Genomic DNA, 20324 nt, shown 5'->3' on the forward strand with positions numbered 1-20324 from the left:
AAGCGCAATAAGTAAGTTTATTTATCCAAATGATATCATCATTACAGGAGAATGTACCCTGCAAATTTCTAGGAAGAGACAAGAACAATCATCACGATGAAGCCCTTTTGACGACGCACGCTTAGCTGGACACACCCACAAAAAAGTACGCACTTTGAAGTGCGTACTTTTTTGAAGGAGCTTATTCGTAATGGACAATTCAAGTACAACCCCATGTGCCAGAATCACAGACACTTCATGAACTATAAAGAACTATTAATGATGTCTGCGAATGCATCCCTGTTGTACGTATCATCCTGAATGCGCCATTCGCCCTGATCCTGCAAAAAGGTGATATCGCCCGATAGCGGAATGGACTTGAACTCTTTGCCATCCTTATCCGTAAATTTCAGATCAAGCGTGTATTCCACCAGAATCCAGTCGCTCTTGCTATCTTTGATCTTGGTTTGTATATTTTCAGGATGCAGCTTCGCTTGTTCGATGTGTGCAACCTGAAGAGGCAAGACAATATATCGATTAGCCATGTAAGCCTCATAATTCCTGGAGGTCAGGAATGGCTTCATCGTCTCTCCTTTGGCCAATAACCCTTCCATCTCTAACGTATCCTCATAGTCCTTGCCATCCACAGTGAGTTCTGTTGTCTTATACTCCAGTGACATTTCGAGCGCTTGTTGCTGCTCCTCCGCAGTCGCCTTCTGGTCCCCCGTATCACTTGGCTGTTCCGTTGCTGGTGGAGTGACGGGTTCCGTGCTTTCCGCTGGTTCAGATGATGTACATCCCATTAACATGGCGGCGGAAAGAAATAATATACCCATCACATATGCCAACTTGCGCATGGTTAATCCCTCCCTTTCTCGTCAGTATTACTCTCAATTATCCCTTCAATAGGATATAATGTCCAGTTATTGGGCGCATCTGAACAGACACCCAGTGAATTACATCCATTGGGTGTCATCTTCATCATAGATTGTGTTATAGTCATCGGGAAGTGATTTGGAGGAGATAATAATGATGATCAAAATTACAAATGGACCAACTCTCGAAGGACAGCGCCTGCGGGTCCAATAACTGCGTGTTTCCTTCAACAATGAAGGTGTGAAAGCTATGTCAACTTATCAAGTCGTTCCTATGATCTATAATTCCAAGGAACAGATTGATGCTATTATTTTGCTCGAACAACAATGTAAACAGCTTGATTCGATTTATCTCAAGGCGGACCTTGACCATATCAGCAAAAAAGACGGGGACCATGCACTCCTCTGTTATCGTGATGGTGAATTGGTCGGACTTCTCAGTTGGTACCCTTCGGATGACGTAACCGGAAATATTAATGCCATCGTACATCCGCATTTTCGTCGCCAAGGTGTGTTTCTCCACTTACTGAAACGAGCCCTCCTAGACATGCAACCACAGGGAATCAACCAACTCAGTTATCGCGTTCCTCAGGGATTATCTCCGGGTGTTCATACTGCCCAATCCCTCGGAGCCATTTATGATCGTGCGGAGTACTCGATGCAACTTGTGAATGAGGTCCTTTCGGTTGTGGAGCCTCCTGAACTAACGTTGTCCTTGGCAGAAGCCGAGGATATGGAGTTTATGGTCACTTGCTCCTCCCAAGCCTTTGGAGATTCGGAGGACTGGACACGCGAGTACTTTATGCAAACAAATGAACCCAGCCGAGTCACCTATATTGCATGGCAGAATCAACTGCCTGTTGGGCTGGTACGGGTCAACTCCATTAATGCAACAACCGCATTTATTCATAACTTCTGTATCTTGCCTGCTTATCAGGGACAGAAACTGGGGCGCACTGCGCTTAGCATCCTGGTTGATCTCCTAAGGAAACAAAATTACACAGATATCCGCCTGTCTGTGGTTACCGAGAACAAACGCGCTTTGAATCTGTACCGCAGTGTTGGTTTTGAAGTAAATTCTGAGTATCACTATTTCAACGGTAGTTTATAAAAGGCAGTGGAGAGAGATATCGTTTTCCGCAAAGGGAGACGGTCTCTCTTTTTATATATTGGAGAATTGAAAAATCAATTTATAACCATCGAACGTTTGCCCGTACATCTCCCGATAGTTACCTTTGGTATAATTATTCACTGTTTTCCGCCAGAAAGATTGGCCAATCTTATTTTTCTCCGATGGATTGGTGAACAACTCCCAGTTTCCTATAAACATTCCGAAGATCGTCGATGCCGCGTGTTCAGCAACGCCTACACCTCGAAACGGCTGCATCAGAAAGAAGTCATGTACAAAGAAATTCGTGCCTTGTGAACAATATGGCGGAGTAGCTATGAACGCAAAACCTGCCGGTATGCCATCCACAATCATGAGGAACGGATAAAGACACTCCGGTTTTTCCCACCATATGTTCTGGACGTTATACTGATCCTGCAAAGTTATATAATCAGGACTTGGCTCAAAAATGCCATGTTCGTTCGGAGTATGCTCTCCACCCAGACCATAATGTCCGGATAGATCATGAAGGTATAGCGGGTACATATTTTTAATCACATACGCCTCGTCTTTATTCGTTAATTTCACTTCTATATTCATATTATTCATATTCACCAACCTTACCAGATGATTTAAGGAGTTATTTTCAAGAACTCTCAACGCATATCCTTGTACCGTCAAATGAATTGTACGCGTAATTAACAACCTCGAATATGTAAAAAAGCTTTAATAACTATTCTTTATTCTTACAGGAAAAAGCCACATTCGTGGTCTTACCCCTGTCAAGTAGACAGATGGAAAAAAGCTATGCTGCCAGTGCGCATCGATATTCAATCGGTGCGCGCTGTTTGAGTTTGGCTTGAAAACGTCGGTAGTTGTAATGGTACATATAATCTTCCACGGCTTGTCGAATCTCTGCTTCTGAATTACACTGGTTAAGGTACAGCTTCTCTGTCTTGAGATGCGAAAAGAAGGATTCGATGCATGCGTTATCCAGGCAGGTTGCTTTGCGAGAGTGGCTGCCCTTCACGCCGAATGCTTCTAATCGTGTGTTGTACGCCTGAGACGTGTATTGGAAGCCTTGATCCGAATGGAGCACGGCTTCCGAAACGTCTCTTTTTTGTGTCCATTGTTCCACCGTATCCAATACGAGCTGAACATCGTTCCGTTTAGATAATTGCCAAGCTACAATTTCGTTGTTGAACAAGTCTTGAATGACAGACAGATAAACGAATGTGTTTCCATCCGAAATATAAGTAATATCCGTCACCATTTTTTGCTGGGGGGCTGTGGCATGAAATTTGCGCTTCAGGCGATTCGGATAAATCACAGATGGCGTATAGCTGGACTTCTTCCGCTTCTTACGAATGACCGATTGGATCGATAGTTCCCGCATGATTCGCCATACTTTCTTGTGATTAACGTTCAGACCAGCCTCCCAGAGCGCCGTTGTCATGCGAGGATAACCAAACTCTCGGTTTGCAAAATGAATAGCCATCATGTGTTCTTTGATCTCACGATCACGGTCTTGTCTTGCGTCTCGCTGCGGCTGTGTTGCTCGCCATTTGTAATAACTGGAACGGGGTATTCCTGTAATCGATAATAGGCGTGTAATGCTATGCGAGCAGCGCAATTCGTCTATGATATCGTAGTTCTCCCGTTGGCTCAGCGCTTCTCCTTTACTAGATTTGGATACCGCTTTTTTAAATAATCCACCTGTGCTTGAAGGTAGTCACGTTCTTCTTCTACACTGCTAAAGGCAGTACGGGGAAGTCCTTTCATTGGATTCGGAACATTGTTTTTTCGCTCATCGAACGCTTCCCCGTTTTTCCACTTTTTCACCCACACCTTCAGTTGTGAACAGTTTCGAATTCCTTCGCGTTCAGCTACCACTTTATAACTTGAAGACCCTTCGACATAGGATCTAACCGCATTCAATTTAAATTCTTCGGTATACGTCTGAAATGTTTGTCCTTTTTTTGCCATAAAAATATCCCCTCCAAGTGTCACTTGAACCCTCATGATAACATGAAGGCTTTTTCAAGTGTCTACTTAAAGGGGATAATACCATCGATTGCTCGAACATGGCTTTTATAGTTTCATCCCTTTTTGCAATACACAATTTTCTTGATGCTATCGATGGATAAACAGTATTGGTCCGCAAGCTTATCGATGGTTGTTCCGGCAGCAAAAAGCTGGCGGATCTCGTCGTTCCGCTCCCTGACAATCCTTCTGCCACCCGAATTCTCGCCCCACTTCTTGTGGGCATCCTTGGGCCTCGGAATATAGATCAAGCCACCAGAGATATGACGCTGTATTTCTTTGAGTAATTCTTCCGGGAAGATTGTATCCGCATTAATATATTTCACGTTGCTCCACTCCTTAAAAGTTAAAATCTTTAAGGCAGCAGAGTCGTACAATGAACACATTGGATATGCACTACAATGATATGGCGGAAAAGAATTTCAAGCTCTATGCAAACAACCGCCGTTGTTCATCACATGGACTCTGCATAGAGCGGGTCGTTAAATTTATTATGAATCGAATCATGGTAGCCCCCCATTCAGTTAATCTTATTCGTGCTGAAGAACTTTTAACTGTCTATACCATAATAAGGTTTACTTTCCCTAATGGCAAAATCTACACGTCGAATCTGTAATATACCCCTGTTAATTCTTCTGATACGCTCCATAGCTTGTTTGAAATGTTAGCGTCATATAATTTTTCGATGATCTTAGCGCTCTTGGGATAGCCCTTAGTGCCGCCCATACCGCTGGGAGCAATATACTCCCCTCCCGTGATCGTCGGATCTGCTGCAGCATATAAGGTAGGTAATGCCCCCATATGTGCCGGTTGACTAATGATTTTCAAAAGACTGCGCATGAATATATTGGTCTGTTTCCCCGAACCAAAGGAAAATAGATTGGTATGCGAAATCCCTGGATGAGCGGCGATACTCATGGAATCAATATGGGCGGAATTAAATTTATTCTGCAGCTCTCTCGCAAACATCAGATTGGCTAGCTTGCTTTGACTGTAGAACTTCATGGGATTATATCCTTTGGAGCCATCTAAATTATTAAAATCAATCGCACCATTATGAGCTGCCATACTACTTACAGTGACAACTCTCGATTTCGGAGTAGAGATCAATCGAGGCAATAGTAGACCCGTAAGCGCAAAATGGCCTAGATGATTACTACCAAACTGTAATTCAAAGCCATCTTTCGTCAACTGGAAAGGAGGGTTCATAATTCCTGCATTATTAACGAGAATGGACAAAGAATCGTATTGCTCAAGAAAAGCGGCTGCGAACTTACGGATACTAGCTAAATCGCTAAGGTCGAGCTGCATAACGATTACCTCTCCAGCTACATGCACAGACGACTTTATTTTATTAGTTGCCTTTTCACCTTTTTCCATATTACGAACTGCAAGGATAACTTTTGCGCCTTTTTCAGCTAACGCTAATGCCGTTTCATACCCTAACCCGCCGTTTGAACCTGTCACAATCACTACTTTATCGGATACAGTCGGGATGATGTCTTTAGTCCAAACTTCGCTCATTTATCTACACACCTTTCTTATCTCTTCCTTGATACCCTAATATCCAGCGTTTGAAAGCTTTTATCCCCCACCATACTGGCTTAAACTCCGTTCCAGCATCCCTCTAACCTGCTGTTGCAGTTCGAGCGGAGACACCACCTTCACTTCCGGCCCATAGGAGAGTAACTTTCGCGCTGTAAAAGAGAACTCCTCCGGCGGAACCAATCCACGCCATTCTTGGCCTTCAACCGACTTGAACAACACATCTGAAGCGGCAATCCTCGCTCCAAATTCCGTGAAATGCAGCACCACTTCTACGCTTGCTCTGTCTTCTGTGGCAGCTAGCCATGCCTTTAGACTTGGAACAGATTTATCCACTGATTCCCTAACCGTCAATTGCTGCATGCGATCCACCCGATACAACAATACGCGTTCCCTATTTCGGGCTGGCATGTACCAATTTCCCTGCTCATAGTAGATGCCATAGGGAAAGACTTGGACTTTTTTACGCCCACTGCGGGCATGATACATAAATTCCATTTCTCTCTTTTCCACCGCTGCACTCAATATCTCGGTTGTTAAAAGCTCGGCATGCTCACCGGGGTGCTGGACAAAGGTGATATGCTCTCTCATTTGCATAATCAGATCCTGTACATCCTCAGGCAAAGTAGAGAAATACTGTTCAGCCAGATGTTCACGCATGGATCCGTACGGAAAATCCGGAACTTGCTGTAGGTATTCCAGCATCATAAACAGCCCTAATGCCTCCTGCTGTGTGAGTTGAAGAGGTGGCAGAATCCGATTGGGCAACACCCGGTATCCTCCGTTCACGCCAACTTCTGTGTACAAAGGAAAACCCAGCGCCTGCAATGCATCCAGATCTCGCTGGATCGTACGAACCGAAACGTCGAACCGTTCTGCCAGTTCCCGGGCAGTGAACTTCTGTCTTGAATCCATCAGGCGCATAATAGCCAGTTTTCGATGATTCATGAATTCACCATCCTAACTACGTCAACTTTTGTCATAGTTAAAGTGTATCATACATTTTAGAAGGGAGCGATGAACATGTCTGATAACAAAACAATTTTGTACATTGCCATGAGTTTGGATGGATATATCGCAAGACTGGATGGTTCGGTAGATTGGTTATTTGATGTGGAGGGTGATGGTGGAGACAACGGGTATGCTGCATTTTATGAAACGATCGGTAGCGTTATTATGGGACGTTATACGTATGAAGAGGTGCTCACACTGTCTGAAGAATTCCCCTATGCAGATCGGCCAACATATGTGCTTTCTCGTTCGGAACAGCCGCTCGCTCCGCATGCACAGTTTACAACTGAGGGGGTAGAGACACTCATTCCCCGTTTAAAACAAACTTCTGATGGAGACGTGTGGATTGTAGGTGGCGGAATACTGGTTCAAGCTGTGTTAGCAAAAAAATTACTGGATGAGATTGAAGTCGCTATCATTCCCAAAATCCTTGGTGAAGGCATCCCCTTATTCCCGACAGGCACTGTGCCCAGTCAATTCAAAATGGTCCGGACCCAGACGCTGGGACAGATCATTTCGATTCGTTATGAGGTACAGAACAGCGGCACAGTGGACACACCTTCGAATGTCTAGATAAGTAGAAATGGAAAAGACCATTCTTATGATGAAGGGACCTCATCAAGTTAGACACCATCTAACCATTGGGGTACATTTCATGAAAGAGTGGTCTTTCCATTACCATGTATCAAGTTATCCTATCAGTCCTCGTACATATTCCGCTAACACCTCTGCCGTCCTACGGTGAGATAACTCGCCTGGATGGGTACGCGCCCCTACCGTCTCTTCGGTTGTATCAGGAAGCTGGATGATTGAGACCATGTGGTCCCCTGTCCCCTTTGTATACGCATCAACCGCACGGTAGATGGCAGGCATCATGGGAAAACCCAGCATGCCATAAGCCCATACGAGATGTGCATCCGGATTGTTTTTCCGAAGTTTGAACAGGAACTGTTCCACCGCTTTCTCAAAAGCAGCCAGATCTTCTTCATGATACGTACCATCTTCGTTCAAACGCTGCTTGTACACCTTGCCCGTGTCGGGGTCTTTCCACTCAGGTGACTGAAAGGCGCCCCCATCATTGCTACCCAGATTCACGACTACCACATCCGGCTGCCAGGAACTAAAATCATGCTGATCTCCTGCGCCTAGCGCATCGTTACGTTCACCAGTAAGCAAGCCACAGACCTTTTCGTAATACTCGGGGATGTTCCCTTTTGGATTGTTATCCCAACTTGTCAGCACACCCCAGCCACTTTGCGAGATGACCCGATACTCCGCATTCAATGCCTCTGCTGTCATAAACGTATAATTATGTATGGCGCTGAACCACATCGGAATCCAATCTTCCTCCGCTTTCGCTCCAATCGCACCTTCGCCAGATGTAATACTGTCACCAATGAACTCGATCTTGTACGGTTGTTCCTGCACAGGCAGGAACGCTCCATCCGATTTCAACGCATGAATCTGCAAGGCACAACCCGGGTCACCACTCATCGCTTGAACATCTTTGACGATCCGTACATTCTTCACCACATCTGCGTTCATACCTCGGAATACACAGACCCAGTACCTTCCCGCCGTTAACATCTGTCTGCTCACCGGAACACCGTTGATCAGAATGCTGATCCATGACTCATACATGTCATACTGCGACTCTACCTCAACCCATAGTTCGGAGCCCCGTACATTAAGTTCAACTGCACTCCCCGTCCAAAATAACGTCAACGGCGATCGCTCTCCAGTTGTTCTGCCATGAACTTTAAGATTTCCGATCTCAGGCAGAGCATATACCTTTAAATTCTCATTAGATATCACGGTGCAAACCTCCTACGTTTGGCTCAAATTATAAGTAGGCTCTCTACATGCTTCAGATGTGCGCTTAACGGATATTATGCAACTTTTGAAGCGCTTCCTCTTTGGTTTTCAAAAAGAAAACATGCTTGCCATTGTTGCACTCATAGATGAAATCTCTCAAGCTCTTGCTGTTATGCCCATCGAAATCTCCCACAATAGCAAGCTTAACATGATAGTTTACGTATTTCTGCAAAATCTCACCTGCAAGCTTGGTTTTCAGTTCGAAGAACTCTTCCGTGATGTTGGATTTGTTGATAATGAGTTTATCGGCATCATCGCTATACCTTACCGAAGCCATCAAATCCAGTGCATCTTGAGCATTGTTGATGACGATGCCATCACTTTCAATAATGGCGACCTTGGAATTGCCTTGCTGATCAATGGTTATGTTCATTTCACTTTCTCCTCCTCTGAACATCGTTTCTTTATAATATCTCGTAGTTTTATAATAAAAAGCAATAATCGTAGAGTGCGTTCAATCATTAGCGTGATTAATTAACTTCGAGTTGTCCTTTCTTAGTAGTTATAGACTGTAATTCATATGATATAATGGGGTTATTTCCTAACTAAACTAAATCTCGTGACTTGCGAAGAAAAGAGGTGTCCATGGACACAAAGTGGCTAGAATGGGCAAAACAGATTCAAGCTATCTCACAAACAGGTTTAACCTATGCCAAGGATGTTTATGATATCGAGCGATATGAGGAATTGAGGCGCATTAGTATTGATATCTTAAGTAACTATACTTCTGTTAACAAAGAGAAAATATCACTTACATTTGCAAGTGATTCAGGTTACGCAACGCCTAAAGTCGATATTCGCGGTGTTGTTTTCAGGGAAAACAAAGTGCTTTTGGTTCGAGAGAAAATAGATGGCGCATGGGCATTACCAGGGGGATGGAGTGACATCGGCCTATCACCATCAGAAGTAGCTGTGAAAGAAATTAAAGAAGAATCCGGTTTTGATGTTGTGCCGATGCGGTTGTTAGCAGTATTGGACAAAAAATTCCATGGACACCCACCTGAGCCTTATCACGTATATAAGATGTTTATCCGCTGTGACATTGTGGGAGGGCATGCGGAAACAGGTGTAGAAACCAGCGCAGTTGATTTTTTTGCTATCGACGCTTTACCTGAATTATCATTGGAAAGAAATACGCTGGAACAAATTAAAATCATGTTCGAATTTCTTGAACAACCAGATAAAGAAGTCATTCTGGATTAAAATAATAACCCCTTCGGCTTGCCCGTCTTTGGTAAAGTGACCTCGACACCGCCGATGGTCACCTTCCCGGGTTTTCATATCCTCCAACAGACAGAGGCATATGATGCCTCAATTATTCATCTTTTCAAGCGTCTCCATATAGAACACATGCAGGAACTTTTTGATATTAACCTTGCCTTTGTCGCCTGCCTGATCTTCTTCCATGGCTCTCATCTTCATTCGAACATCCTGGAAGTCGAAGTACAGGGGAGCATAGTGCTCAAACTTGTGGTTGCTATAATCGTTGAGTCCAATCGAGGCCATGTTTGTTAACGCGGCAATTACCGTTCTGCGAATGCGTTGTTCCATCGCCTTGCTCTCTTTCTCCACGTCCTTCGGCGTAGACTTGTAAGTCTGGGCCACCGCTTCATATGACTCCTTCAGAGGTGGCCACTCCGCGACCTGCTTCTGGTCAATCGCATACTCCATGAGTGCAATGATATCCTTGCTACCACTCTCTCCAATGATCCCCAGATCCATTAGAATGCTTTTTACCGCATCTCGCACCGTACGACCTTGGGCAGGGGCTGGTGCTTCCACCAGATTCAATCGAGCCATCGACTGCTTGATCTCCAGCACGTAACGCTCATACTTCCACTGTTCATTCACTTTGCTGAGCACATGCTCCACTTCCACCCGATTAATCGGTTTATGAATGAAGAATTCAATGCCGTTCTGGTAGGCCGCCCCCACCATCTCCTTGTTCTCCACCTGAGAGATCATGATGAATTTACCGGTATAACCGCCTTGCTTCAGCTTCGCTACCGTCTCAATTCCATCCTGATCCGGCATCAGCAGATCAATCAACACCACATCAGGACGCAGATCCATGATCATCCGTGCGCCTTCTATACCGCCCTCAGCCATGCCCGCAAGATCGCCGATACCACAGGATTCAATGATATCATGCAGCATGCTCCGGCTCACCACATCATCATCCACGATCATGATAGAAAGTGTCATCGACATCGGCCCCCTTTATTAAATTCATCTTGGGAATAACAATACTAAATGTAGTCCCGCTCGCTCCCGGAGGCGCCAATTCCACCGTAATCTGTCCCGCCAACGACTGAACGATATCACGTACATGGGACAGGCCAATGCCCGTCGCGGCAATGCCGACTTCATTGAACTTCGTTGTGTAGCCCGGTTCAAAGATGATATCCCGTTTGGCTTCGGGTACGCCTTTTCCAGAATCCATCACGACGAAATGTACGTCATCTTCCTTCTCATACACACGAATTCGGATCGTCCCGTCATGCTCAATCGCTTCTACCGCATTGGCAATCAGGTTATTCATTACCGTGAGAAGAGGAATGTAATACGGAGACTCACAATTATACTGTTGCTCGATGTCGATCTCGACCTGCTTATGCAGCATTTCGCTATATTTTCGGTTTGCTTTACTGGCAAAGTTCAGCACTTCAGACAGGCTCATGTTGACTGCTTTTTCGTTATCATACAGCTTCAGCAGACCCGCCAGAATGCGTTGTGAATCCTTCTTCACTTCATGAATCTGCTGAGCAATGCCCAGGGTGCGCTGACTGTATTGATTCATGTCCTGCTCCCGGAGATCGCGATATAGATCATAGCTGTCTGCCGTAATACCTTCGATTGTATTCATCGCTTTCTTCAGGTAAAATACCTCGCTGTACAGACCTGAGTTCACACTCAGCATCTGCTCCATCCGCTTCTCCTGCTCTGCATGTAATAGCCGCATCTGCCTCACCGCAATGCTGTTATATAACCCAATCACAAAGTAACTTCGCAGACCGCCTACCACAAGCAGATACAACCATTCCTTCATATAAAAGATATTGGTCCCGCTTAACATTCCACGAAGAAACAGCTCAACAAGATTAGAGGAGAAATCAATACAGGTAATCAGCCCACCGAGCAGAAGAGGCTGCATCTCATGGAATCGATGCTTGAATTTGCTAAGCCCATAGGCAAAGACCACATAATACACACCTGCCCCCAGATTGTCCCGCATGCTTTCCAGAATGGACACGGTCTGTACATGATTGATGAGATCTGCCGACTGAAACAGCAAATTCGCGATGCCTGTCAGGATTCCTGTCTTCACATAAGACAAGTGTGGCATGATCATCAGCAGAAATAAAAGGATGCTAACCCCGAGCCCGATTCGGAAGTAATCTTCCCGGAACGGATTTATCTTGAATTGCGCCCCTACCGCTGTGGCAAAGGCAATGGCCGTCATCTGCACATTCTCATTTTTGACCCAATTGCGCATCGATCTCTTCACCCACTATAACAACGTTTAGCGCCCAATGCCGGAACCCGCGCTTCTAATGTTAAACATACTAACATATGAAAGAAGCATTAGAAATAATTAAAATTAGGGAATGAACACGCAAGCAAAACAAAAAGGCCGGAAGTTTCACTTCTGCGGCCTTTTCCTTATATCTCATCCGGAATATCAAATGAAACCATCGTGCCCTCACCCGGCTCACTTACAATCGATAATCCCCGACCATACCGTTGCAGCAATCTGCGGTTTGTATTCACAATGCCTATTCCGCCTTTTCCACCTGGCGTAGCATGTAACAGTTCTGCAACCTTCTCCGGTTCCATACCTTTGCCATTATCCTTCACCTCAATACGGGTATAACCCTCATGACGAGTGATGGATAGGTATAACGTACCGCCAACATTGCGGCTTAATAGACCGTGTCTGACGGCATTTTCAATCAAGGGCTGAATGGATAGCGGCGGGAGAAGCAACGGAAGGTCCGGCTCTACGTTTAATACCACCGACAATCGGTCTTCAAATCTTGTTTTTTCAATAAAAAGATAAGCTTCAACGAGTTCCAGCTCGTATGATAGTTTCACCAGTTCCCCTGTATTGAGATAGTTGAAGCTGATCCGTAAATAAGATGAGAAAGCTTCACCAAGCTTCCGCATATGCTCTGTATCAATATCACTTAAAACCATAAGTGAATTCAGGGTATTGAACAGGAAGTGAGGCTGGATCTGAGCCTGCAAATAGGCGGCCTCCATACGCAGACGTTCTTGGATAGACTGATTTAGCATGGTCAATGCACGTATCCGATATTTCAGTTCCACCGCATCTACAGGCTTCGTGACATAATCATTGGCCCCCGATGCAAACCCCGTGTAGATGTCTGGCGGCTGACTTCGTGCCGTCAACAGCAGCACAGGAAGCTCAGACATCGAGAATTGTTCCCTCACCTTCTGGGTTAACTCATATCCGGACATATTGGGCATCATCACATCTGTAATGAGCAGATCCCACTGACGTGTGCCGAGCAATTCCATCGCTTCCTGACCCGAACCTGCTGTAGTTATATCATAAGGTTCCGTCGAAAGAATGCTGACCAGCACATCCAGATTAACCGGATCATCATCCACAGCCAGAATGGTAGCTCTCCCTTCTTTTAGCAAAGGAGCCATCTCCGCTGTCGCCGAGGACTCTACGCCGCTCATACCGGGGCGAGGTAACAGGAATCCGCCAGGTGCATCTTCCATCATCTCCATTGCCTGTTCCCAGATTAGAGGTAGCTGCGACTGAGCCTGATCGGCGGCTTCATCCGCGAGTGGCAGATCGAAGCTGAATACCGAGCCCTTTCCGAGTTCCGAGTGAACCGTAAGTGCCCCGCCGTGTAGTTCTACGAGCTCTTTGCAGATGTTCAGTCCAAGCCCGATGCCTTGTCCATCACTGATTCCATACGACCCTTGTTCATACGGGAGGAAAATGCGCATCCGTGTATCCTCATCCATGCCAATGCCTGTATCCGTCACATGAATCAGAGCATGTCCTTCACGAATTTCGGCACTTACGGATATCGTTCCTTCCTCTGTATGTTTAAGCGCGTTATGCAGCAGATTATACAAAATCTGAACAAGCCTTTCTTCATCAGCCATCACCTGAGGGAACGATTCCGGAATCTCCATATGAAGGCGGACTGATTTTCGTTCTACCATGAATTGCAGCATGGCGATAACGCCAGGCACAACCGATTGTATGGAAAGAGGCCCCTGACGTAACACAATGCGGTGCTCCTTCAGCCGGACTACATCCAGTAGATCACCAAGGAGATGTGACATCCGTCGACCGATCGTAATCAGCAACTCCATATCCTCCAGGCTCCGTTCATCCAACCGGCTTTTCTCTCGGGTGATCACGTTGTGAGCGATGTTAATGATCCCGTGCAGCGGGGTCCGCAGTTCATGTGATGTATTTGCCAAGAATTGATCTTTAATTTTGTCACCCTTCTGCAGTTCTGTATTCAGCTTCATATTCTCTTTGGCATTCCTGAAGTATTTCTTGAACCAATAGGCGGAGAAGCCGGTAATGGCAAAAATGATGTCAATAGGATAATAGACGGTTGTCACATCTCTGGCTGTCTCAGCCACACTCCATAACAGGTTGGATGTAATGCCTCCTGCAGTAAGCAGCAGAAAAACAATATCCCGGTCCGCCTGTTTCCTGAAGATCATCGTTCCGACGATATATAGGAACCAGATCAGAGATACAAGAAAGAATAGGTTAATAACGTTGTAATGGATCATGGCATATGTAATATGAATGGGCACCGCCACAATCACGGCCGTATAGATCAAGGTCATGACAACATGCCACTTTAGCCATGCCTTTCGTACATGAACCACCGTTAATCTCTGGAATAACAGAAGGATACAAGCATTTTGCAGCAACAATGAGATCAATCGAATTTTAATGCCCCAGGTATAATTAATTGGAAGCCATAACATCAATATATTGTCATGACCCATCGTAACCGTGATGCCAACAGATAAAGTTAATAGGGCTCCAACCAGCAAGGAACGTTCCTGTCGATTAAATGCGTAAAGAATACAGGCATACATGCCGTGGAGGAGCATAACCAGAAAGGTGAGCATCTGAAAACCAATGGAATACCAACGCGAAAAATCAACGGCTGCCTGTGAACCAAAGCGAACAGGTTTGCTAATTCCGCCCATATACGGGCTGTCGTAATTGGCTACACGGACCAATAGTTCAATGGAGGTTGTTCCTTCCTGATCATAGGTCGCTGTATACGAAGTGCTTCGGGGTATATATGTACTGCTATCCGCAGAGACCTCACCCATCCCCCCGTCGTTGTATCCATTCATCTCAACCTCGGATGAACTTTGAATCCCTTTGAACCAAAAGGTTACCGGCGTCTGAAGCGGATCTGTCAAAATGCGCAATCGATACGTTCCGTATCCGAACGAATTCTCTTGTTCCTGACTCTGTCCAATCCTCCAGTCTCCTGGGATCTGAACACTCTTCGCACCGCCATTCCTCTTCGCAATATCTTGTTGGGTTAGTAACTCATCCGGGTAAAGTTCCCATTCCCCATTCAAGTACATGACAGGGGATTGATCCAGATCCACATCTCTCAGATCAAGCACCCCGTTAACGGCGCGATGCTCATCTACTGTGTCGAATAACTCTGACCATACCGAGCGCATGCCAATTAACACTCCAAAAATGATTAGCATGATGATCAAATATTTGTAACGGTCCCTACGTTTCGTTTGAAGTAATTTCATTAATTATTTTCTCATGACTTTGGTTAAACCGAGCTTCCAGTCCTGATACCATTCGGTAATGTTCTCACTGATCGGTATCTCCAAATCTTGCTCCATTCTGGTGGTTAAGAGACGATACTGCTCCTCCACACCGAGATCGTTGTGCATTTCATCATATAACTTCATTAGCATAAAATAACTTTCTTCTTCATCCGGAAGCATATGCTGGATACGTTGTGTACTCTCGATCACTTTCTCCGCCAGCCCATGCTGCTGGCAGTACAGACTTAGTTGTCTCATATGATACAACCACAGATAGCGTAATCTTTCCCGCTCAGGTTCAGCCCACATGTATTCATAATTACCAAGATAGGTACCCTTATATAGATGGAGCGCTTGCTCATAGGCATGAACGGTACTTGCGTTTACGACTTTCCATTGCCTGATTTCCCGTTCCCACTGCTCACTATCCAACTGAGCCTCACCCAAATCGAGTCGATACCCTGCCTCCAGGTGTCCACTCTGAATCTTGATCATATTCATATTGCAAGTTTTCAGGGTTTGGCGGACATGATAAATTGCAGTGTAGAGTTGGTGTGCCGTCTTCTCCTCTTCCATTCCCGGCCACAGAAGCTCCAGCAGAACACTGCGATGGATGACCTGGTTCCGGTGGTGAAGCAAGTATGCAAACAGCTCCTGCGCCTTGCTTGTACGCCATTTGGCAACCTGGATATCCTTTCCTGGAAGCTTAAACTGAATCTGATTAAAACAGCAAATTAAAGGTACGTTTGTATCCTTTGACTGCTGCTCGCGTTTCACGCTCAATTTCTCTCTTACACGGCTTACCGTCTGCTTCAATCGGTCCTTTTGGATGGGCTTCATCACATAATCCAAAGCCTGTAGTTCGAAAGCATGCACCGCATATTGATCGTAACTGGTCACAAATATAATTTCGGTGCCCGGTGTTGCCGCCTGAATCTGTCTTCCCAGATCCATACCATCCATCTCCGGCATATGAATATCCAGAAATACAACATCGGGACGGTGCTCCACAATACCCGCCACAGCCTCTGTTGGATTCATATATGTAGCAATAATTTCAATGCCGCTTACTTCTTTTTCTAGTGATTTTTGAAGGCCTATCAACGCTAGACGTTCGTCGTCAACCAATATCACTTTCACAGGAGCTTCCTCCTCGACCCTGAGGCCTTGAGATTTATTTCCACTATTATATCATAGGCATTTTAAGTATTTAGCGTTCTTGGTTATCCATTTTTAATTTTTAGCAATTTAATTGTATAATACTAAATAGAAGACAGGTTATCAGATCCGGTCTTGGAAGAGAGGAAGGTACCATATGTCAGATGCTAATCAAAGCTTTGGGCAAGCCCTTGTCAAATCATTAGTGGGGGAACGCGGTCATATCCGCATCGCCCGTGCTCTACCCGATATCGATGTCACACTTGCTGCTCGTACACACGATGCTATGCCATATACGATCTATCAGTTGGTGAAGCATATGCATTATTGGCAGCAATTCATGCTCGAACACTTGGAAGGACGCAAGCCACAGCTCCCTGCTAACGTGAGTGAGAGCTGGCCTGAAGAGAAGGGTCCACAAGACGAAGCCACGTGGAAGGCAGATATTCAGGCATTCCTGGATGGGGTTGATCAAGCCGCAGCCATTGCAGAGTCTGCACAATTAGATGATCCACTGCTCTATTTCCCGGGTGAAACCAAGGCAGGACTTCTGCGCAATATCGCATCCCATAACTCGTACCATTTGGGTGAGATTGTTCTGCTGCGTCGCTTCTACGGCGCATGGCCGCCTCCAGGTGGCGGGTTCCCGGCATAAACGATATTTACAACAGATCTATTGCACGAATATACAGACACATCTAAGCTGTGAAAGGACGATTGTTCCTTTTACAGCTTCTTGTGGTTATAGGCAACTAACATCCATTAAAGTGCCAATTATAACGCTCATATCCTGTACCAGGCTCATATATTACTTTAAAGTACGTATATGACTTTGAGGTGCGTACTTCTCATCCCTCTTTTTCTGACCCACAATAGGAGTAGAAGAAGAGAGGAGCATGTCCATTGAAACCCGAACAATCCGTTACCCGTCACACCGCACTTGTCATTGGTGCTGGAGGCGTCATTGGAAGGAACCTTATTGATTATCTGATGACACTTCCACAATGGAATGTCATTGGTGCATCTCGCCGCGGAGGGGAAGATGCCCCTGGGTTACGTTATATATCAGCTGATTTACTGAACGAAACAGACACACAAGACAAACTGAGTCATTTAACGACCGTTACGCATATTTTCTACGCCGCGTATCAGGATCGCCCAACTTGGGCCGAATTGGTACAGCCCAACCTGGCCATGCTCGTCAATGTCGTGAATACCATCGAACCGATCGCTCCAAACCTCCAACATATTAGCCTAATGCAAGGTTATAAAGTGTACGGTGCACATCTGGGGCCATTCAAAACACCTGCCAAAGAAACGGACGCATATCATATGCCCCCTGAATTCAATGTCGATCAGCAACAGTTTCTCGAGGATCGGCAACCCGGAAGCAGCTGGACCTGGTCAGCCCTGCGCCCGTCTGTTGTATGTGGATTTGCCCTGGGTAATCCAATGAACCTTGCCATGGTTATTGGCGTTTATGCTGCTATCTCCAAGGAACTTGGCTTGCCCCTTCGATTCCCTGGGAAACCAGGAGCATATCATTCGCTTCTTGAAATGACTGATGCGACATTGCTGGCTCATGCAACCGTATGGGCAGCAACCAATCCGCAATGTGCCAATCAGGCATTTAATATCACCAATGGTGATCTGTTTCGCTGGAACGAACTATGGCCCAAAATCGCTGCGTTTTTCGAATTGGAAACAGCACCTCCACTGCCCTTTTCACTTGCAACAGTGATGGCAGATAAAGAAAATCTTTGGAATTCAATGATTGAAAAGTATGATTTGATAAACACCCCTTATGATGATGTCTCTTCCTGGGCATTTGGTGATTTTGTCTTCTCGTGGGATTACGATTTCTTCGCAGATGGTTCCAAAGCTCGCCGCTTCGGATTCCATGATTTCATTGACACTGAGACTATGTTTATGGATATTTTCAGAAATCTACGTGATCGCAAGATCCTTCCGTAAAGTAAATAAAATGCATAATAAGCCGATTCCTGAATTGCAGAATCGGCTTATTTTAAGTCATTCAACGGTCAGTAGTTGGTGGCTTAAACAGAATTTTTCCTCGATCACCATATACATTCTCCACGTGTATATCGCCCCACCTACACATCAGATGAAGAATCTCTTTAAGACTCCATCCATACGCTGTTAACTCATATTCCACTTTAGGTGGGACCTGGTGATGGGAAATACGGGCAATAACTCCCGCCTCCGTTAATTCACCAAGTTGCTGGGTCAGCACTTTCTGGGTGATCGCAGGGATCAGTTTCATCAGCTCACCATTACGTTTCTTGCCAAAGGTAAGATGGAATAGAATAACAGGCTTCCACTTTCCCCCGATTACTTCAAGAAAAGCTTCTACTGCGGTGTTATATACTTTGAGCGGTTCCTCCATATCACCTTCTGTCTCCCTTCCAGGCTATTGATCAATCTTCCCGATTCATCTTCTCAAAAATATGGACTAATTGCGCTCGATCCGCTTCGTTTAATTTCTCGAACAAATTCTTACGCAGCTTCTGGCCCTCCAATATTGCTCTTCCGAGGACTTCGGCACCTTTATCTGTAATGTTCAAATAAATAATGCGACGGTCCGCCTCATCTACCATTCTAACAACTAGTTCCTTGGCTACCATCTTGTCAGATAAATAACTGAGTGTAGGCGGAGTGAACCCTAAGATTTTTGCAATATCCGAAGGTCGGCTTTTTCCATTTTGATGGAGATGGCTGAGTACAAGCACATGAGAGACACCCAGGTCCTCATTGAATGATTTATTCCATTGTATGATCAATTTATTGGTGAAATTATCCATGTTGTGTATAAGCTCAAAAATGTTCTGTTCTTCCATTAGATCCTCCTCGAAAAAATAAACAACAGCCCTAATTCAACTTAAGGGCTGTCATCATTTTACACGCTATTGGGCTGAGTAGCCACCATCGATCACCAGTTCAGATCCTGTAATGTACGAAGAATCATCCGACGCCAAGAACAACGCGGCTTTGGCTATATCGATAGCCTGACCCAGACGCTGCAAAGGCGTTGCCTGAATTAATCGTTCAAGCAGTTCTTTTGAGGTGTTCAAGGATTGGGTCATTGGTGTTTCGATGATCCCAGGAAAAAGAGCATTCACCCGAATACCTTGACGTCCGAAGGTGGTTGCAGCGGCTTTGGATAATGCACGTACTGCGCCTTTGGATGCCGAGTAATGGTTAAAGCCTTGTCCAATCAAAGCGGTGTATGATGAGATATTGACGATGGAACCTTTCTTCTGGGCTGCCATATAAGGAGTGACATGTTTCATGCCAGCGAATGGGCCGAAGCCATTAATGGAGAGCATTTTCTCCCAATCCTGTGCATTGATTTCCTCAAATGGCTTCTCCGAAGAAATGCCTGCATTGTTGACCAGAATGTCAATTTTACCAAAACGTTCATTCACTACTTTCGCCAGTGCCTGCCAATCCTCATCCGAAGATACATTCAACTTCATTCCGTACACATTCTCTTTTTGGCTTGCTTTCTCCAGTGCTTCCTCATTAATGTCTGCTGCAATGACGATGGCGCCTTCCTGCGCAAAAAGATCAACCATGCCCTCCCCGATTCCCGAGGCTCCGCCAGTAATAATGGCTACTTTATTATCTAATTTTCCCATGTGAATTGCTCCTAACGTATTGATTTATTTGGATGAATCTAATTCAGCTGTCAATTTTGCCTTGAAGAGAATATATTATTTAGACATCTAAAATCTACACAATTAAATATTAGATGTCTAAATAATATCAGAGGAACTGCCTTTATGCAATATGCACACCTCTATATGCCTATTTTGGATTTTTATAACAAATATAATTCATCCATTTTCATTCCTTGACAAAAATATCGTTCGGCAACATGGCGTTTA

The 20324-nt window shown here is 45.1% G+C and carries 21 protein-coding genes; 5 read left to right on the forward strand and 16 right to left on the reverse strand.

Features of this window, described 5'->3' with window-relative positions:
- Positions 1–242: 242 nt before the first annotated feature.
- On the reverse strand, positions 243–836 hold the full coding sequence (locus tag AC4E8D_RS31205) for a hypothetical protein (protein WP_221820111.1): 594 nt from the start codon (positions 834–836) through the stop codon (positions 243–245).
- 268 nt (positions 837–1104) lie between these two features.
- Here AC4E8D_RS31205 and AC4E8D_RS31210 point away from each other — a divergent pair, with 268 nt between their 5' ends.
- Positions 1105–1965 carry a GNAT family N-acetyltransferase gene (locus tag AC4E8D_RS31210; protein ID WP_221820113.1) on the forward strand — a complete coding sequence of 287 codons (861 nt, stop codon included), beginning with the start codon at positions 1105–1107 and terminating at the stop codon, positions 1963–1965.
- A gap of 51 nt (positions 1966–2016) precedes the next feature.
- Here AC4E8D_RS31210 and AC4E8D_RS31215 read toward each other — a convergent pair whose 3' ends face one another.
- From AC4E8D_RS31215 to AC4E8D_RS31240, 6 genes are all read right to left on the reverse strand, one after another.
- Positions 2017–2571: a hypothetical protein gene (locus AC4E8D_RS31215; RefSeq protein ID WP_339180685.1), complete on the reverse strand. Its 555-nt coding sequence runs from the start codon at positions 2569–2571 to the stop codon at positions 2017–2019.
- Between the two features lie 196 nt (positions 2572–2767).
- Entirely contained in the window at positions 2768–3631 is an 864-nt protein-coding gene (locus AC4E8D_RS31220) for an IS3 family transposase (protein ID WP_405132428.1), read from the reverse strand.
- The gene (locus AC4E8D_RS31225) at positions 3628–3948 is read right to left on the reverse strand and encodes a transposase (protein WP_221819655.1); all 321 of its coding nucleotides are present in this window, start codon (positions 3946–3948) and stop codon (positions 3628–3630) included. Before AC4E8D_RS31225 ends, AC4E8D_RS31220 begins: the two co-directional genes overlap by 4 nt.
- Positions 3949–4061: 113 nt before the next feature.
- The gene (locus tag AC4E8D_RS31230; protein WP_221820118.1) at positions 4062–4331 is read right to left on the reverse strand and encodes a CD3324 family protein; all 270 of its coding nucleotides are present in this window, start codon (positions 4329–4331) and stop codon (positions 4062–4064) included.
- A gap of 271 nt (positions 4332–4602) precedes the next feature.
- Positions 4603–5529, reverse strand: coding sequence for an oxidoreductase (locus tag AC4E8D_RS31235; RefSeq protein WP_221820119.1), 927 nt, complete (start codon positions 5527–5529; stop codon positions 4603–4605).
- Positions 5530–5589: 60 nt separating this feature from the next.
- Entirely contained in the window at positions 5590–6498 is a 909-nt protein-coding gene (locus AC4E8D_RS31240) for a helix-turn-helix transcriptional regulator (RefSeq protein ID WP_490205668.1), read from the reverse strand.
- A 69-nt stretch (positions 6499–6567) separates the two neighbouring features.
- Here AC4E8D_RS31240 and AC4E8D_RS31245 point away from each other — a divergent pair, with 69 nt between their 5' ends.
- Positions 6568–7134, forward strand: a complete 567-nt coding sequence (locus tag AC4E8D_RS31245) for a dihydrofolate reductase family protein (protein WP_490205669.1) — start codon at positions 6568–6570, stop codon at positions 7132–7134.
- A 117-nt stretch (positions 7135–7251) separates the two neighbouring features.
- Here the strand turns inward: AC4E8D_RS31245 and AC4E8D_RS31250 are convergent, their stop codons facing one another.
- Together AC4E8D_RS31250 and AC4E8D_RS31255 are read right to left on the reverse strand one after the other, a co-directional pair.
- Positions 7252–8376 (reverse strand): SGNH/GDSL hydrolase family protein, encoded by a 1125-nt coding sequence (locus tag AC4E8D_RS31250; protein ID WP_490205670.1) that lies wholly within the window; start codon positions 8374–8376, stop codon positions 7252–7254.
- 64 nt (positions 8377–8440) lie between these two features.
- Positions 8441–8809 carry a DUF4180 domain-containing protein gene (locus AC4E8D_RS31255; RefSeq protein WP_490205671.1) on the reverse strand — a complete coding sequence of 123 codons (369 nt, stop codon included), beginning with the start codon at positions 8807–8809 and terminating at the stop codon, positions 8441–8443.
- Positions 8810–9021: 212 nt separating this feature from the next.
- Between AC4E8D_RS31255 and AC4E8D_RS31260 the strand changes: the two genes are divergently transcribed.
- Entirely contained in the window at positions 9022–9639 is a 618-nt protein-coding gene (locus AC4E8D_RS31260) for an NUDIX hydrolase (protein WP_339180703.1), read from the forward strand.
- Between the two features lie 108 nt (positions 9640–9747).
- Here the strand turns inward: AC4E8D_RS31260 and AC4E8D_RS31265 are convergent, their stop codons facing one another.
- From AC4E8D_RS31265 to AC4E8D_RS31280, 4 genes are all read right to left on the reverse strand, one after another.
- Complete coding sequence (locus AC4E8D_RS31265) at positions 9748–10641, reverse strand: response regulator (protein WP_490205672.1); 894 nt, start codon at positions 10639–10641, stop codon at positions 9748–9750.
- Positions 10613–11944, reverse strand: coding sequence for an ATP-binding protein (locus tag AC4E8D_RS31270; RefSeq protein ID WP_490205673.1), 1332 nt, complete (start codon positions 11942–11944; stop codon positions 10613–10615). The genes AC4E8D_RS31265 and AC4E8D_RS31270 overlap by 29 nt, the downstream gene beginning before the upstream one ends.
- A gap of 155 nt (positions 11945–12099) precedes the next feature.
- Complete coding sequence (locus AC4E8D_RS31275) at positions 12100–15237, reverse strand: hybrid sensor histidine kinase/response regulator (protein ID WP_490205674.1); 3138 nt, start codon at positions 15235–15237, stop codon at positions 12100–12102.
- A 3-nt stretch (positions 15238–15240) separates the two neighbouring features.
- Complete coding sequence (locus AC4E8D_RS31280; RefSeq protein ID WP_490205675.1) at positions 15241–16398, reverse strand: response regulator; 1158 nt, start codon at positions 16396–16398, stop codon at positions 15241–15243.
- A 175-nt stretch (positions 16399–16573) separates the two neighbouring features.
- Here AC4E8D_RS31280 and AC4E8D_RS31285 point away from each other — a divergent pair, with 175 nt between their 5' ends.
- Both AC4E8D_RS31285 and AC4E8D_RS31290 read left to right on the forward strand, forming a co-directional pair.
- The gene (locus AC4E8D_RS31285; RefSeq protein WP_221820129.1) at positions 16574–17071 is read left to right on the forward strand and encodes a DinB family protein; all 498 of its coding nucleotides are present in this window, start codon (positions 16574–16576) and stop codon (positions 17069–17071) included.
- Between the two features lie 248 nt (positions 17072–17319).
- Positions 17320–18390 (forward strand): SDR family oxidoreductase, encoded by a 1071-nt coding sequence (locus AC4E8D_RS31290; RefSeq protein WP_221820130.1) that lies wholly within the window; start codon positions 17320–17322, stop codon positions 18388–18390.
- Between the two features lie 61 nt (positions 18391–18451).
- Here AC4E8D_RS31290 and AC4E8D_RS31295 read toward each other — a convergent pair whose 3' ends face one another.
- From AC4E8D_RS31295 to AC4E8D_RS31305, 3 genes are all read right to left on the reverse strand, one after another.
- Complete coding sequence (locus AC4E8D_RS31295) at positions 18452–18823, reverse strand: winged helix-turn-helix transcriptional regulator (RefSeq protein ID WP_221820131.1); 372 nt, start codon at positions 18821–18823, stop codon at positions 18452–18454.
- Between the two features lie 31 nt (positions 18824–18854).
- The gene (locus tag AC4E8D_RS31300; protein ID WP_076320261.1) at positions 18855–19274 is read right to left on the reverse strand and encodes a MarR family winged helix-turn-helix transcriptional regulator; all 420 of its coding nucleotides are present in this window, start codon (positions 19272–19274) and stop codon (positions 18855–18857) included.
- A 66-nt stretch (positions 19275–19340) separates the two neighbouring features.
- Positions 19341–20075: an SDR family NAD(P)-dependent oxidoreductase gene (locus tag AC4E8D_RS31305; RefSeq protein ID WP_221820132.1), complete on the reverse strand. Its 735-nt coding sequence runs from the start codon at positions 20073–20075 to the stop codon at positions 19341–19343.
- Between the last annotated feature and the right edge of the window lie 249 nt (positions 20076–20324).

This window comes from Paenibacillus sp. SRL342, from assembly GCF_984798905.1.